The organism is Streptomyces sp. SID13666 (assembly GCF_010548325.1).
In the GTDB taxonomy this organism is placed as follows: Bacteria; Actinomycetota; Actinomycetes; order Streptomycetales; family Streptomycetaceae; genus Actinacidiphila; species Actinacidiphila fildesensis.
The window spans coordinates 730,265-746,171 of the sequence record NZ_JAAGLX010000001.1; the positions used below are offsets into that span (position 1 = coordinate 730,265).

The 15,907-nt window shown below is 70.1% G+C and carries 12 protein-coding genes; 7 read left to right on the plus strand and 5 right to left on the minus strand.

The features are described from left to right. Window positions 1-30: 30 nt before the first annotated feature. The 4 genes from bla to tdh form a co-directional block, all read right to left on the minus strand. Window positions 31-957, minus strand: a complete 927-nt coding sequence (bla, locus tag G3I60_RS03540; RefSeq protein ID WP_164292265.1) for a class A beta-lactamase — start codon at window positions 955-957, stop codon at window positions 31-33. Between the two features lie 97 nt (window positions 958-1,054). Beyond that, entirely contained in the window at window positions 1,055-2,002 is a 948-nt protein-coding gene (locus tag G3I60_RS03545; protein WP_164292264.1) for a LysR family transcriptional regulator, read from the minus strand. A gap of 4 nt (window positions 2,003-2,006) precedes the next feature. Then, entirely contained in the window at window positions 2,007-3,215 is a 1,209-nt protein-coding gene (locus tag G3I60_RS03550; protein WP_138351785.1) for a glycine C-acetyltransferase, read from the minus strand. Between the two features lie 76 nt (window positions 3,216-3,291). After that, a complete protein-coding gene (gene tdh, locus G3I60_RS03555) occupies window positions 3,292-4,320 on the minus strand; it encodes an L-threonine 3-dehydrogenase (RefSeq protein ID WP_138351784.1) in 1,029 nt (342 codons plus the stop codon). A 241-nt stretch (window positions 4,321-4,561) separates the two neighbouring features. Between tdh and G3I60_RS03560 the strand changes: the two genes are divergently transcribed. Genes G3I60_RS03560 through G3I60_RS03590 form a run of 7 tightly spaced genes read left to right on the plus strand, consistent with a single transcriptional unit; the run spans window position 4,562 to window position 14,310 of the window. Further along, window positions 4,562-5,851 (plus strand): serine hydrolase, encoded by a 1,290-nt coding sequence (locus G3I60_RS03560; RefSeq protein ID WP_164292263.1) that lies wholly within the window; start codon window positions 4,562-4,564, stop codon window positions 5,849-5,851. A gap of 54 nt (window positions 5,852-5,905) precedes the next feature. After that, complete coding sequence (locus G3I60_RS03565; RefSeq protein WP_164292262.1) at window positions 5,906-7,804, plus strand: ABC transporter ATP-binding protein; 1,899 nt, start codon at window positions 5,906-5,908, stop codon at window positions 7,802-7,804. After that, the gene (locus tag G3I60_RS03570; RefSeq protein ID WP_164292261.1) at window positions 7,797-8,747 is read left to right on the plus strand and encodes an ABC transporter permease; all 951 of its coding nucleotides are present in this window, start codon (window positions 7,797-7,799) and stop codon (window positions 8,745-8,747) included. Before G3I60_RS03565 ends, G3I60_RS03570 begins: the two co-directional genes overlap by 8 nt. Further along, entirely contained in the window at window positions 8,744-9,568 is an 825-nt protein-coding gene (locus G3I60_RS03575) for an ABC transporter permease (RefSeq protein ID WP_164292260.1), read from the plus strand. Before G3I60_RS03570 ends, G3I60_RS03575 begins: the two co-directional genes overlap by 4 nt. Before the next feature lie 13 nt (window positions 9,569-9,581). After that, window positions 9,582-11,396 carry an ABC transporter substrate-binding protein gene (locus G3I60_RS03580; protein WP_164292259.1) on the plus strand — a complete coding sequence of 605 codons (1,815 nt, stop codon included), beginning with the start codon at window positions 9,582-9,584 and terminating at the stop codon, window positions 11,394-11,396. Further along, complete coding sequence (locus G3I60_RS03585; protein WP_164606466.1) at window positions 11,378-12,361, plus strand: erythromycin esterase family protein; 984 nt, start codon at window positions 11,378-11,380, stop codon at window positions 12,359-12,361. Before G3I60_RS03580 ends, G3I60_RS03585 begins: the two co-directional genes overlap by 19 nt. Further along, entirely contained in the window at window positions 12,358-14,310 is a 1,953-nt protein-coding gene (locus tag G3I60_RS03590; protein WP_164292257.1) for a prolyl oligopeptidase family serine peptidase, read from the plus strand. The genes G3I60_RS03585 and G3I60_RS03590 overlap by 4 nt, the downstream gene beginning before the upstream one ends. Here the strand turns inward: G3I60_RS03590 and G3I60_RS03595 are convergent. Continuing rightward, a complete protein-coding gene (locus G3I60_RS03595; protein ID WP_343240752.1) occupies window positions 14,285-15,886 on the minus strand; it encodes a helix-turn-helix domain-containing protein in 1,602 nt (533 codons plus the stop codon). The two genes, G3I60_RS03590 and G3I60_RS03595, sit on opposite strands and share 26 nt — an antisense overlap. Window positions 15,887-15,907 lie beyond the last annotated feature (21 nt).

The following is a 15,907-nucleotide window of genomic DNA, read 5'->3' on the forward strand; positions in this document are numbered from 1 at the left end:
ACAGGGCCGACGGATTTCGGACGCAGCGCACTAGGACAGCGTCCGGACGACCACGGACGCCGATTCCGCGATGAGCTTGTTGTCATAGGGGGCGTCTGCTGTGCCGCGATTGGTCATGATCGCCATGACGATGGGCGCGGCGTTGGGGGGCCACACCACGGCGATGTCGTTGCGGACGGCGTAGACACCGCCTCCGCCGGTCTTGTCACCGACTGTCCAGCCTTTGGGGACGCCGGCCCTGATGAGCTCGTCGCCGGTGGTGTTGGTCCGCAGCCACTGCGCGAGCTGTGCGCGCTCGTCCTTGCCGAGCGCGTCTCCGAGAACGAAGGCCCGCAGGTTGGCGGCCCATGCGCGGGGTGTGGTGGTGTCCCGTGTGGCGCCGGGGGTCCATTCGTTGAGTTCCGGCTCGCGGCGCTCCACCCGGGTCGCAGTGTCGCCTGCCTCGGCGAGAGCGGCCGCCAGGCCCTTCGGCCCACCGAGCGCAGCGAACAGAAGGTTGGCCGCGGTGTTGTCGCTGTAGCGGACGGCGGCGTCACACAGCTCACGCAGAGTCATCCCGGTCTCGACGTGCTTCGCGGTGACCGGAGAGTTGCTCAGCAGGTCGGCCCGGGAGTACTTGACCACCTTGCCCATGCCGTTCAGGGAGTACTCGCGCAGGACGGCAGCGGCGGCGAACGCCTTGAACGTGGAGGCATAGGCGAACCGTTCCGTGTCCCGGTAGGCCACTTCCCTCCCGTTGCCGGTGTTCACCGCGTAGATCCCCAGTCGTGCACCGTATGTGCGCTCGAGCCGCTGGAAATCGCCGGCGGACGGCTTCCCGGCCGGATCCGGCCGGGAAGCCGTGGTGGACGGAGCCGGTGAAGCCGGGGTATGGCCAGAGCCGCAAGCTGCCAGCGGGAGGACGGTGAGCACGGCGAGTCCGCCGAGAACGGCACGTCGCGCACGGGTGTACGGCATGGTCAAACCTCCGACAAGCGTGCTGCGATTTCCAAGGGAACAGGTGAATGCCCAGTGCTGTGACGACCGGTCGTCGAGGCGGTTGCCCCGGCGGACATCACCCGTTGAGGCCGAGTAGTTCAGCCGGGTCCTCCCGTGGCCGGGCGCGGTCGGCAGCCATGGCCAGGGCATCCAGCACGGGTCGGACGAGCGGGTGCTGCTCCGCTCCGCGCCGGACCGCCGCGAACACCCGGCGGGTCGCTGGATCCCCGGCGACCGGTAGCACCACAACCTCCGGCAGATCCACTCCGCGCAGCGCGGAGCGCGGCACCAGAGCCACCCCCGCTCCGGCCCCGGCAAGGGCGGCAACGGCCCTGAAATCATCCGAGGAGTGCGTTACGCGGGGCTGGAAGCCGGCGAATTCGCAGGCCAGCATGACCACCTCATGGCAGGGGTTGCCGGGGTAGGGGCCGATCCATGGTTCCTCCGCGAGATCGGCGACCCTGACACTGGCACTGTCGGCGAGCCGGTGGCTTCGCGGCAGGACCGCGTCGAAGGGCTCCGCGTAGAGCGGGACCCTCGACAGCCGCTCGTCGTCCTCGCGTGGCGCGCCCCGGTACTCGACCGCCACGGCCAGGTCGGCGTGCCCGTCCAGCACCATGGTCAGGCTGGCGTCGCCCTCGGCGTCGCGCACCCGGAGCCTGATGCCGGGATGGCTGGTGCCCAACTCCGTCATCGCCGGGGCGACCACGGTGGCGATCCCGGTGGCGAAGGACGCCACCGTCACCTCGCCGGCGTGCCCTGCCGCGTAGGCGGCGAGCTCGGCCTCGGCCCGCTCCAGCTGGGCCAGCACGGTGTTGCCGTGCGCGGCCAGGATCTCCCCCGCCGCCGTCAGCCGGACCCCGCGGCCGTCGCGGACCAGCAGCTGGTGACCGACCTCCTGTTCGAGGGCGGCCAGCTGCTGCGAGACGGCGGAGGGAGTCAGATACAGCGCGGCAGCCGCGGCGGTCAGCGTCCTGTGGTCCGCCACGGCCCGCAACGTGCGCAGTCTGCGGGTGTCGATCACCCGGTCATTCTGCCAGTGCCGCTCGCGCGGCCGAGAAGGCGGCCACCGCGCGCTCCACGTCCGGCGCCGAGTGGGCCGCGGACAGCTGGACCCGGATCCGGGCCTTGCCGTGCGGGACCACCGGGTAGGAGAACCCCACCGCGTAGATGCCGTGCTCCAGGAGCTGGTCGGCGATGCGTCCGGCCTGCTCGGCGTCGCCGATCATCACCGGGGCGATCGGGTGGTCGCCCGGCAGGATCTCGAAGCCCTCCTCGGTCATCCGTCGCCGGAACAGTTCCGTGTTGGCGTAGAGGCGGGCCCGCAGCGCGGCGCCCTCGCCGGTGGTGTCGTCCTCCAGCAGGTCCAGGACCTTGATGGAGGCGGCCGCGATCACCGGGGCCAGCGAGTTGGAGAACAGGTAGGGGCGGGAGCGCTGCCGCAGCAGCTCCACGATCTCCGCCCGGGCCGCCACGTAGCCGCCGGACGCGCCGCCGAGCGCCTTGCCCAGCGTCCCGGTGACGATGTCGACCCGGTCCATCACGCCGTGCAGCTCCGGGGTGCCGCGCCCGCCAGGGCCGACGAAGCCCACCGCGTGCGAGTCGTCGACCATGACCATCGCGCCGTAGCGCTCCGCCAGATCGCAGATCTCCTCCAGCGGGGCCACATAGCCGTCCATCGAGAACACGCCGTCGGTGACGACGAGCGTGCGCCGTGCTCCGGCGGCCTCCTTCAGCCGCTGCTCCAGGTCAGCCATGTCGCGGTTGGCGTAGCGGAAGCGGCGTGCCTTGGACAGCCGGATGCCGTCGATGATGCTGGCGTGGTTCAGCGCGTCCGAGATCACCGCGTCGCGTTCGTCCAGCAGCGTTTCGAACACGCCTCCGTTGGCGTCGAAGCAGGAGCTGTAGAGGATGGTGTCCTCCATGCCGAGGAAGCGCGACAGGCGGGCCTCCAGCTCCTTGTGCACCTCCTGCGTTCCGCAGATGAAGCGCACCGAGGCCATGCCGTAGCCCCAGCGGTCGAGTGCCGACTTGGCGGCGGCCACGACCTCGGGGTTGTCGGCGAGGCCCAGATAGTTGTTGGCGCAGAAGTTCAGCACCTCCCCGGGGCGTCCGCCCGCGGTGACGTCGACCGAGGCGCTCTGCGGGGTGCCGATGACCCGCTCGGGCTTGTGCAGCCCGGCCGAGCGGATCTCATCGAGGGTGGCACGGAGGTCCTCGCGGACGGCGTCGAGCATGATGGGGTCTCTCCTTGTTCCTGCGGAGGTCTGATGGTGCGCGGGCTGGTTCCGGCGGAGGCCGGGGGAGCGGGAGCTAGGCGGTCCAGTCGAGGATGACCTTGCCGCAGCGGCCCCCGGCGGCGTCGTCGAAAGCGGCGTCGAAGTCCTTGTACGAGTAACGGCCGGTGATCACCGGGCTCAGGTCGAGCCCGCCTTCCAGCAGCACCGACATGGCGTACCAGGTCTCGAACATCTCCCGGCCGTAGATGCCCTTGAGGGTGATCATCGAGGTGACGATCCGGGCGAAGTCGACCGGGAACTCCTCGGCCGGCAGGCCCAGCATGGCGATCCGTCCGCCGTGGGTCATGTTGGCGATCATGTCGCGCAGCGCCTCGGGCCGTCCCGACATCTCCAGCCCGACGTCGAAGCCCTCGCGCAAACCGAGCCTGCGCTGCCCGTCCGCGATGGTGGAGCTGCTGACGTCCAGAGCCAGGCTCACGCCGACCTTCTCGGCCAGCTCCAGCCGGAACGGGCTGACGTCGGTGATCATCACCTGCCGGGCTCCGGCGTGCCGGGCGACCGCTGCGGCCATGATGCCGATGGGCCCGGCCCCGGTGATGAGTACGTCCTCGCCCACGAGCGGGAACGACAGCGCGGTGTGAACGGCGTTGCCGAAGGGGTCGAAGATCGCCGCGACGTCCAGGTCCACCGGTACCCGGTGCACCCACACATTGGTTGCCGGCAGCGTCACGTACTCGGCGAACGCCCCGTCGCGCCCGATGCCCAGGCCCACCGTGCTGCGACACAGGTGCCGCCGTCCGGCCAGGCAGTTGCGGCACTTTCCACAGATGAGGTGGCCTTCACCGCTGACCAGGTCGCCCGGGGCCAAGTCGGCGACGCCGGCGGCGACTTCCACGATCTCGCCGACGAACTCGTGGCCCAGCACCAGCGGGGTCCGCACGGCCTGCTGCGCCCAGCCGTCGTAGTCGCGGATGTGCAGGTCGGTGCCGCAGATGCCGGTGCGGAGCACCTTGATGAGCACTTCGCCGGGTCCGACTTCGGGCTCCGGCACGTCCATCAGCCACAGACCCGGTTCTGCCTTCGCCTTGACCAGTGCCTTCACGGCGGAGCCCCTCGGAATCGGTACGACGCGCATCCGCCGCGAGCACGGCGGAGACCCCAAACCTTGCCGCCCGCCCTGCCCATCGGTCCATCGATGGTTTCTTATGCGGGTCCACAGCTCAGCTTCACAATCACGGCATGATCACTGAGGGTGCCGGGCCTGGTCGTTTCCACGAAACGAGGCGAGATCGATGGTCGCCGTGGACGAACCGGTGCTGATTCCCGGGGTCTACTTTGGGCGAATGGACGAATTGCACGACATCGGGAGTTGGCTGCGGGAGCGGCTGCCGCAGCTGTTGGCCGAGCACGGTGTGCCAGGGGCTGTCGTGGCCATCGGCGCGGGCGCGGAGACGGTCGAAGTGGCCGCCGGGGTACTGAGTACCGCGACGGGGGTGGAGGTGACGGTCGACTCGGTGTTCCAGATCGGGTCGATCACCAAAGTGCTCACGGCGACGTTGGTGATGCAGCTGGTCGGCGAAGGCAGAGTAGCTCTCGACGCTCCGGTGCGGACCTACCTTCCCGGGTTCCGGGAGGCAACCGTGCGGCAACTGCTGTGCCACACCTCCGGTTTCGAAGGGGATGTCTTCACCGACACCGGCAAGGGCGACGACTGCCTGGCCACGTACGTGGACCTGCTGGACGAGGTGCCGCAGAACTTCGAGCCCGGCTCGATGTTCTCCTACAACAACGCGGGCTACTGCGTGCTGGGACGCATCGTCGAGGTCGTGCGGGGCAAGCCCTTCGACGCGTGCATGCGTGATCACCTGTTCACGCCGCTGGGCATGACGCACGCGGCGAACGACCCGTACGAAGCGATCGTCCACCGCGCGGCGGTGGGCCATCTCGACGGGAAGCCGTCCGCGGTCTGGGCGATGGCCCGCTCGAACGCGCCGGCGGGGTCGATGCTCGCGATGACTCCCCGCGACCTGCTGGCCTTCGCCCGGACGCACCTCGCGGACGACGACCTACAGGCCATGCGGCAGCCGCAGGTCGCGCTGCCGGACATCGGCTGGGGCACGGCCTGGGGCCTGGGCTGGGAGCTCTACGGCCTACCGGGCGGCCTGGTCTTCGGTCATGACGGCAACACCATCGGCCAGTCGGCGGTCCTGCGCGTCGTGCCCGGCCGCGACCTGGCAGTGGCGATCTTCACCAACGGCGGTGACCCCAAGCCGCTGCGGAAGGAGATCCTCGGCCGCATCCTGGAGCTGCCCGGGGACCCGGTCCCGGACCCGGCAGTCCGCCTGAACGCGCGGCGCTGCGTCGGCACCTATCTGTCGAGCACGGGCGAGACCAGGGTGGGTGAGGACGAGCAGGGCAGGCTCTGGCTCGAGCATGTGCCCCTCGGCATCACGGCGGAGCTCGGTGACGAGAGTTACCGCACGGAATTGGTCGCCTGGCGCGGCGATTCCCTCCTCCCCGTCGAGCCCGGCCATGGACCGGTGGCGTTCCTGGGCGACGACGGCGAGGGGCGGGCACGCTACCTGCACAGGGGTCGCGCCGACGTTCGTTCGTCCGGACGAACGCGGGGCTGAACACTCGCCGTCCTGGACGAACAGCGCACGCGCCGCGGCCCTCAATATCGGCGAATGGATGTGCGCAAGAGTTTGACGCTCCGGGACCTGTCGGTCGAGATCCGGCGTGGCGACCGTGTCGTCCGGCCGATCGCGAACGTCAGCCTCGAGTTGGAACGCGGCGAGACCCTCGGGATCGTCGGAGAGACCGGTTCCGGCAAGTCGATGACGGGTCTCGCGATCATGGGGATGCTCCCCGCCGGGGGCCGGGTGACCGGCGGGTCGATCGACTTCGCCGGCCGGGACCTGCTCGCGATGGAGCCGAGGCGGTACCGCGGCAACGAGATCGCCATGATCTTCCAGGACTCGCTGACCTCGCTGAACCCGACCAAGAAGATCGTCGAGCAGGTGGCCGAGCCCGTCCGCCTGCATCGCAACGAGACCAGGCGCGCTGCCCGAGACCGCGCCCTCGAGATGCTCACCCGCGTGGGCGTTCACCGGGACGGCTACCCGCACCAGTTCTCCGGCGGCCAGCGCCAGCGCGTGATGATCGCCATGGCGCTGGTCTGCGAGCCGGAGATCGTCATCGCGGACGAACCCACCACGGCCCTCGACGTGACCGTCCAGGCCGAGATCCTCGATCTCCTCGACGACCTGCGGTCCCAGCGCGGCATGTCGATGATCCTGATCACCCATGACATGGGGGTGATCGCCCAGCGGGCCGACCGGGTCGGGGTGATGTACGGCGGCCGGGTGGCCGAGTCCGCACCCACGGCGGACATCTTCGGCAAGACCCGGCACCGGTACACCCAGGCGCTGCTTTCCTCGATCCCCACCCTCAGCCAGGACAAGGGCGAGGAGCTGTTCAGCATCCCGGGTTCGCCGCCCGATCTGGCCAAGCCCGAGCCCGGCTGCCCGTTCGCGCCGCGCTGCGACGCGGCCACGGACCGGTGCCGGGAGGAGCAGCCGCCGTTCGTCGACTCCTACGCCTGCTGGCACCCGGTCGCCGGCCCGGTCGAAGGCAGCCGACGGGGACGGTTCGCGTCGAAGGAGAGCGGCGGGACGCTCCTGCGCGTCGTCGACCTGGTCCGGGAGCACCCGGCGGGCCGCCGGACCGTCAAGGCGGTTTCCGGCGTGAGCTTCGAGGTGGCGGCCGGAGAGACCTTCGGCCTGGTCGGCGAGTCCGGCTGCGGGAAGTCGAGCCTGGGCCGCATGCTCGTCGGCCTGGACCGCCCCGACAGCGGCGAGATCCTCTTCGAAGGGGATCGCATGGTCCGGCCGCGCAAGGCCGTCCAGATGATGTTCCAGGATTCCGGTGCCGCCCTCGACCCGAGGATGCGCGTCGGCCGGATCCTTCGCGAACCCCTGGTCATTCAGGGCGTCGGCGACCGACCCGAGCGCGTGCGGCGGCTCCTCGACGACGTCGGCCTCCCCGACAGCGTCCTGGACCGGTACCCCTACGAGCTGTCCGGCGGCCAGCGTCAGCGCGTCGGCCTGGCACGTGCGCTCGCCCTGGAACCACAGGTCCTGATCGCTGACGAACCGGTCAGCGCCCTGGACGTCTCCATCCGCTCCCAGATCCTCAACCTCATGCGCCGGATCCAGATCGAGCGCGGCCTCAGCAGCGTGGTCATCTCGCACGATCTCGCGGTCGTGCGCTACCTCGCCGACCGCGTCGGTGTCATGTACCTCGGGAAGCTCGTCGAGACCGGTACGACCGACGAGGTGTACGGCGCCGCCGCTCATCCCTACACCGCGGGCCTGCTGGCAGCTGTCCCGGACGGCGAACGCGCCGGGGCGGGCGTGCGCGGCGAACCGCCCAGCGCCGTCGATCCGCCCAGCGGCTGCCGCTTCCGTACGCGTTGCGCGCTGAGTACGGAGAAGTGCGGCCGGATCGAACCACCACTGGCGCCGGTCACCGGAACCCATCTGGTGGCCTGCCACTACCCGCTGCAAGGGAACGGGAATGGCTAGATATCTGCTCCACCGCCTGATGGTCTCGGTTCTCGTCCTGCTCGGGATCTCCGCGGTGGTGTTCCTGCTGCTGCGCCTGGTCTCCGCCAGTCCGGGCCGGATCGTGCTCGGCCAGCGGGCCTCGCCCCAGGCCGTGGCGGCCTTCAACCACGACCACGGCTTCGACCGCTCACTGATCGCGCAGTACCTCAGTTATCTGGGCCAACTGCTGCACGGCAATCTGGGCCGTTCCTACACGCTGAACGAGAACGTCGGCACCCTGCTCGCCCAGAACTCCGGTCGCAGCGCGATGCTGTCGGCCGCCGGAATGCTCCTCGCACTGGCGGTCGCGGTCCCGCTCGGCATACTCCAGGCGGTCCGGCGTAACAGCATCGCCGACCGGGCGACCACGGCCGCCTCCTACGTCCTGTACGCCACGCCGTCGTTCCTGCTCGGCCTGCTGCTGATCGCGGTGTTCAGCCAGACACTGCAGATCTTCCCGGCCGAGGCCTCCCAGTCCCATTCACCCTGGGTGGTGTTCACCGATCCACGGGCCATGGCCCTGCCGGTGATCACTCTGGCCTGCGGAAGCGTCACCGTCTTCGCGCAGTACCAGCGCTCCTCGGCGCTGGACCAGCTCGGCCAGGACTACATCCGGGTCGCGCGCGCCAAGGGCCTGCCGGAACGGCTGATCCTGCTCCGTCACCTGCTCCGCAACTCCAGCCTGCCGTTGATCACGCTGGTCGGCACGCTGGTCCCCACCGTGCTCGCCGGGAACCTGATCGTGGAGTCGCTCTTCAACTACCCGGGCCTCGGCCTGCTCTTCCTGAACAGCCTGCAACGCGAGGACTATCCCCTGCTCCTCGCCTACACGCTCATCGGCGGCTTCCTGACCGTGGCCGGCAGCTTCATCGCCGACATCCTGGTCGCGGCCGCCGACCGCCGAATCGAGTTGAGAAAATGATGCGGCATCGGCTCGCGCTCACCGGTGGCCTGCTCCTGGTGCTCATCGCCGGGTTCTGTTTCCTCGGCCCCCTGATCCACCACACCGACCAGACCGATGTGGACCTGGTCAACGCGGCCCTGCCGCCAGGAGCCGGCCATCTGCTCGGCACCGACACCAACGGGTTCGACGTGCTCGGCCGGCTCATGACCGGCGGCCGGCTGTCGCTGCAGATCGGCCTGCTGGCCGCGCTCATCTCGACCGTGATCGGCACGGTGTACGGGGCGGTCGCCGGGCTCGCCGGAGGCGTGGTCCACGGATTCCTGATGCGCCTGGTCGATGTGATGCTGTCGATCCCGTTCCTGTTCGTGGTGCTGATCCTCTCGGCCCGGTTCGCGGCCAGCGCGCTGACGCTGAGCCTCGTCATCGGGGGCTTCTCCTGGCTCCTGTCGGCCCGGCTGATACGCGGCGAGGTGCTGGCGCTGCGGGTCCGGGAGTTCGTCCTGGCGGCGAAGGTGATGGGAGCCTCACGGCGGCGGATCATCTTCACCCATCTGATTCCCCATGCCCTCGGCGTGATCATCATCAACGCCACCTTCCAGGTGGCCGACGCCATCATCGTGGTCTCCGCGCTGGGCTTCCTGGGCTTCGGCATGACCTACCCCACGGTGGACTGGGGCAGCCAACTCGCCGACGGGGCCAGCTATCTGTCCACCGGTTACTGGTGGCTGGTCTATCCCGTGGGCGCGTGCATCGTCCTCACCGTCCTCGCCCTCAACCTGCTCGCGGACGCGCTCAGGGACGCCATCGGGCGACCTACTTCACCTTCGAGTCAGAACTAAGGGAGACAGCATCATGCGTGGACGCATCTCGACAGCGCTCGTCGTCCTGCTCATGACGGCGGCGTGCGGCGGAGGCGGTGGCTCGGCCAACGACATCGCCAAGACGCCCCCGAAGCAGACCGGCGTTCCCAAGAACGGCGGCACGGCCGTCGTGGCGCTGACCCCGGGGCTCAGCCCGAACTACATCTACCCCTACCCGCCGGCCTCGGCCAGCGGCACGGTGATCGCCCGCGGCCAGCTGTGGCGTTCGCTCTACCGGCCGAGCGGCCAGGGCGACCAGATCGTCGATACCGGGCCGAGCCTGGCCGAACTGCCGGTCTACAGCCAGGACCGCAAGACAGTGACGATCAGGATGAAGGGCTACAAGTGGTCCACCGGTAGACCGGTCACGGCCGACGACGTCGTCTTCTCCCTCGATCTGCTCAAGGCCGCGCTGGCCGACAGCCCGGCCAACTGGAGCTTCTACACCCCGGGGCAGTTCCCGGACGGCATCAGCGCCAAGGCGACCGCGGCGGACACGCTGACGCTCACCCTGGACACCGCCTACAACCCGTCCTACCTGCTCTCCATGCTGTCCCTGCTCTACATCATGCCGTCGGCCGAGTGGAACATCGCCCGCACCGGCGGCCCGCACCTGGACTTCACCCAGCCCCGGAACGCCAAGGCGATCTACGACTACCTCACCAAGGAGTCGAGCGACCAGAAGACGTTCGCGACCAACCCGCTGTGGCAGGTGGTCAACGGGCCGTTCCGGCTGAAGGCCTTCGACCCGACGACCGGCTCCTTCTCCCTGGTCACGAACAAGGCCTACAGCGGGCCGGGCGAGAAGCGGCTCGACCAGGTCGACTTCAAGGCGTTCACCTCCGCCGCCGCGGTCCTCAACCAGTTCAAGGCCGGCAACCTCACCGTCGGCACCCTGGACTCCGGGTTCATCTCGCAGGTCGGCGCGTTGAAGTCCAAGGGGTACAACGTCTACGGCGCTCCGGCGCCGGCCCGGTTCGACTCCCTCACGATCAACTTCAAGAACACCGTCAACGGCTTCGACAAAGTGATCGCCCAGCCCTACGTCCGGCAGGCGCTCCAGCGGCTGATCGACCAGAAGGGCTACATCACCGGCCGCGGCATCTACGGCGGCGCCGGTTCGGAGAACTACAGCACGGCCGGCGCCGACTCACCCTACCCGCCGGCCTTCGGCAGCACCGCACCCTATGCGCACGATCCGGAGGCGGCCCGCAAGCTGCTCGCCGACCACGGCTGGAAGGTCGTCCCCGACGGTGCGACCACCTGCGAGAACCCCGCCCTGTGCGGCGCAGGGGTCAAGCAGGGGCAGGCGATCCGATTCACCCTCGCCTCGGCCGACAGCCCCAAGTACGTCGGTGCGCGCGACGTGGCCTTCGCGTCGGCGGCCAAGAAGCTCGGCATCCAGGTCGACCTCGTGACCAAGTCCCTCAACTACATGTACGCCAACTACGGCAACTCCTTCGCCCCGGCCAAGGCGAACGAGTGGGCGATGCAGGACTACGGACCGCTCTACCTCGCGGCCGGATACCCGAGCAGCAACACGGTCTTCAACACCGACGGGAGCTTCAACCTGGGCTCCTACGCCGACCCGAAGGCCGACAAGCTGATCAACGAATCGACCTTCGGCGCGGACTCCAAGGCGCTCTCCGCCGAGGTCACCGAACTCGGCAAGGACCTGCCCGCGCTCTTCCTCCCCACCCCGAACACCCTGGTGGTCTGGAAGAACACGCTGTCCGGACCGGGCTCCTCGTTCCAAGCGCTGCTCAGCAGCCTCTACGCGCCGGAACAATGGTACTTCCACAGCTGATCACGGAGCTGCCCGACCACGTCCGGGTGGTCGCGCTCGGGGAGGACGCGCACAACATCACCGAGTTCTACGAGCTCAAGGACCGGATCCTCCGCTACCTGGTGGAGCAGCACGGGTTCACCGCCTTCGTCATGGAGTCCGGGTTCGCCGAGGGGCTGGGCGTCGACGCCTGGCTCCGCGGCGGCCCGGGGGAGGCGCCGGACGTCGCCCGGGACGGCATCACCTACCGGTTCGGTGAATGCGCGCCGATGCACCGGCAGTTGGAGTGGATGCGCTCCGCCGGGGTCGGCTTCTACGGCATGGACCTGCCGGGCTCCTCCACCTCGCCCGGACCGGCGGTTCGTGTGATCTCCGACCGGATGCCCGGCTGGGACCTGCGAGAACTGCTGGGCCTGAGCGAACTGGGCGGCCGGACCGAGGCGGCGGTCCGGTTCGCGGGCCTGTCGCCTCCCGAGCGGGAGCGGCTGCTGGCGGGCCTGAGTGCGCTGGCGGGGCGGGCCGCCGGGGCGGCGGACGAGGTGGTGCGCCGGGCCGCGGCTTCCATCGCGGCGTTCCTCGCGGAACTGGACCCGGTGCCGGCCGGCACGCCCTACCCGCGGGACCTGTTCATGGCAGAGACTGTGCGGTGGGTTCTGGAGCGGGAGGAACGCATCGTTGTCAGTGCGCACAACGCGCATGTGCAGCGGACGCCGTTCGAGGGGCGTCCGATGATGGGCGGTCTGCTGCATGCGGCGCTGGGCGCCGAGTTGGCGGTTGTCGGGATGACCCGCGGCTCGGGGCCGGTGATCCGGTTCGCGGAGCGGTCACCGCGGCCGTTCGACTGGGATGTCCTCCTCGAGGAACGGGAGCCGACCGGGCCCGGCGAGCCGGGCGCCGACTACGACGCACTGATCCACCTCGACCACGCCACATTGATCCCCGGGGCCGTCGAACGGCTCCGCGCCGAGTTCCAGGAGTTCCGATGAAGTATCCGCCCGCCCGCACCGTCGAGGTCGTCGCGGACGTCGCGGGGGTCCGGGTGCCGGACCCGTACCGCTGGCTGGAGGACGAGACACCCGAGGTCCGGGAGTGGCAGCGCCGGCAGGCCGAACTCGCCACCTCCGTCGTCTTCGACGGACCGGACCGGTCCGCCGTGCGGGAACTCGTACTGGCCCATCACGCCGGATCGCGGCCCGAGCTGCCCCGGTACGCGGCCGGTTACTGGTTCCGGGTCAACGGGTCCGACGTGGTCGTCGCCGAGACCCCGTACGGGCCGGGACGGCGGATCGCGGGGCTGGAGAAGGGCGTGCTGTCCTGGCTGGCGCCCTCACCGGACGGACGGGTCCTGGCCATCGGGGTCTGCCCGGACGGCAGCGAGCACAACACGATCCGGCTCTTCGACGTGGCCGGCGGGCAGGAGCTCGACGGCGCCCCGCCGCAGGTCCTGCACAGCGCGTGGGCGGGCGGCGTCTCCTGGCTGCCGGACTCCGGCGGGTTCTACTTCTTCGCGCTCACCGGGTCACCGGAGGAGTTCCGGCAGGCGGTGTTCTTCCACCGCCTGGGGGCCGGCACCACGGTGGAGCCGGTCCCGGTGGGGGAGTCCCGGGAGTACACGCTCATCCAGGCCGGCGAGCGATGGGAGGTCGCCGCACACCGGGTGGGCAGCCCGATCCCGATCGCGGTCCGCCGTCCGGGCCAGGAGTGGCGGCCGTTCATCACCGACTGCCCGGGGACGATCGCCGGACACATCGTCGGCGACCGCTATGTCGCGGTGACGGACGTGGACGCCCCGCGCGGGCGGGTGGTGGCCATCTCGCTCGAGGACCCGTCGGACTGGGTCGACCTCGTGCCCGAGGGCGATACGGTGCTGCGGTCGCTCACCCCGGTCGGGGATCACCTCTACCTCAGCGAGTTCGACCGGACCTTCGCCAGGGTCCGGATCCTCGACCGGTCCGGGACGGCCGTCGGGGAGCTGCCGCTGCCGGGACGCGGGGCCCTGGCCGCACCGCATTTTCCGTTGACGGGGCTGGCCGTGGGCAACCCCGCCCCGTCCTTCGTGTTCGCCTTCTCCACGCCGACCAGCTCCTGGGGCGTGTACGGACACCGGCCGGGGGATCCGCTCGAGACGCTGGCCGCCCCCACCGTGACTCTCGACGCCACCGTGGAGGAGGGCCAGGCCATCGCGCCCGACGGCGTCCCGGTCCCGTACCACGTGGTGGGACGGGGTTCGGGCCCGGTCCTGGTGTATGCCTACGGTGCGGCGAACGTGCCGCTGCTGCCGTCCTACCAGAGCGATCTGGCCGCCTTCGTCGCCGCCGGCGGAGTCGTGGTCCTGGCTCATCTTCGCGGTGGCGGCGAGTTCGGCCGGGACTGGTGGCTGGCCGCGCACCGGGAACACAAGAAGGTGCGGGACACCGATCTCGTGGCGGTGGCCGAGCATCTCATCGCCACCGGCCGTGCGACCCAGGGCCGCCTCGCTCTGAGCGGAGGTTCCGACGGCGGGCTGATGTGCGGCGTCGCCCTGACCACCCGGCCCGACCTCTGGCGCGCCGTGCTGCCCCGCGCACCCCTGCTCGACCTGATCGGGGGGATCCGCGATCCCTACATGGACTTCGTGCTCCGGAAGGCCTGGGGCGACCCTGACGACCCCGCCGATGTACGACGGTTCCTTCAGCTTTCGCCGTACGAGCTGGTGCGTCCCGGCGTGTTCCCGGCGGTGTACGTGCAGGCGGGGGCGATCGATCCACGGTGCAGGCCCTGGCATGCGCGGAAGTTCACGGCCCGCCTTCAGGCCGCCCAGACGGGTGACGTGCCGATCCTGGTCCACGTGTTCGACGACGCAGGACACGGTGCGGCGACCGGGAACGAGGTCGCGCTCGAGCAGGACACCGAGTGGCTGGCATTCCTGATCAGGAGTCTCGGCCTGCGGATCTGATGTGCATCAGGCGCAACTGGACCATCGCGGCCAGCCGGGCGTTCGTGTCGCCGAGGTCGATCGCTCCGACCTCGGCGGCCCGCCTCAGGCGGTAGCGGAAGGTGCTGGGGTGCACGAACATCGCCGCGGATGCCTCCGCGACATCGCCGAACGCGTCCAGCCAGGCGCGCAGGGTCTCGGCGAGGTTCGCCTGGTGGTCACTGTCGTAGGCGACGATCCGGGCGATGGCACCGCTGGGCAGATCGGCCTGGGGGACCAGGTCGGCGAGTTCCAGCAGCAATGCCTCGACGTGGACCTCGTCGAACAGGGCTACCTGCTGGTCGAGCACTCCCGCGCGCAGGACGCGCAGGGCCTGCTCGGCGCTGGACCGCGACCGGGCGAGCGCCGAGATGTCGTCGGCGAGCCGACCCACGCCGATCAGCGGGCGCAGGCGGGAGCCCACCCGGGCCAGGAACTCGGCGGCGATCACCCTCGGGCGTTCCTCGGCGTCGTGGCGGGCCAGCGGCAGGATGCCGTACGCGACATCGCCGATCAGCGCGGCGACGGAGCGCGGGTGCGCCGCGGCGAGGTGCATGGCGAAGGCATCGGCGAGGCGCTTGCGGTCCGCGCCCGCCTGGGCGGGCGCCTCGGTCGCGGCGGGCGCCGCGGTGAGTGCCATGACGATCGCCCGCTCGTCCCTGAGCCCGAGGCGCTGCACGGCCTCCCGGCTCCCCGGCCCGTTCCCCAGGGCGGCGCTCAGCAGGTCCGCGCGCAGCCGGCGCTCACTGTCGGCGTCGGCGCGCTGCCAGACCATGTGCATGGCGACGAGTTTGGAGGCCTCGAAGAGCGATTCGGTGCGCTCTTGGTCGAGCGGCTCGGGGACGACCGCCCAGATCGTCCCGAGAATCTCATCGCCGGCCCGTACCGCGATGGCCACGCGCGGGAGCTCGCCGGACTCGGGCAGCGGGGCCACGAAGACCGGGCGGTTGCTGCGATAGATCGCCTGGAAGACGCCCCGTTCCTCCAGGATGCGGGTGTAGTGGACCGGGACCTGGCGGCCGAGAATGGTCTGGACGCGGGACGGGTCGACCTCCTCCTGGCGGCTGGAGAACGCCAGCAGGCGGGAGTTGCGGTCCTCGATGGTGACCGGCGCGTCGAGCAGGGCCGCGATGGCGTTGGCCACGGCGAACAGATCACCCGAACGGGTGTGGCCGTTCGCGTCGTACGGATCGCTTTCGGCGGTCAGCGTGCGGAGCATGCCGGTCAGATGGTTCCACGTGGCGCCGCGGGTGAACGCGAGGACGGCGACACCGGCATCCCTGGACGCCGCGACCAGCTGCTCATCGGGCTCGACCGGTCCGCGGACGACGAGGCCGACGGCTCCGCGCCCACCGAGCCGGGCGACGACCCCTGGCAGGTCGTCGCGCAGACCCACACCGAGGACCAGGGCGTTGTCCGGCAGTTCTGGCTCGTCCAGCGGGTCGTGGATGACGACGCCGCCGATCTCCTTCTGCGGCAGCTCTCCGCAGACTAGGTGGAGGAGGGTCGAACCGAGCTCCTCCAGAACGCGGGCAAGGCCGGTCACAGGGTCACCCACCCGTCCGAAGCTCATGAGGCC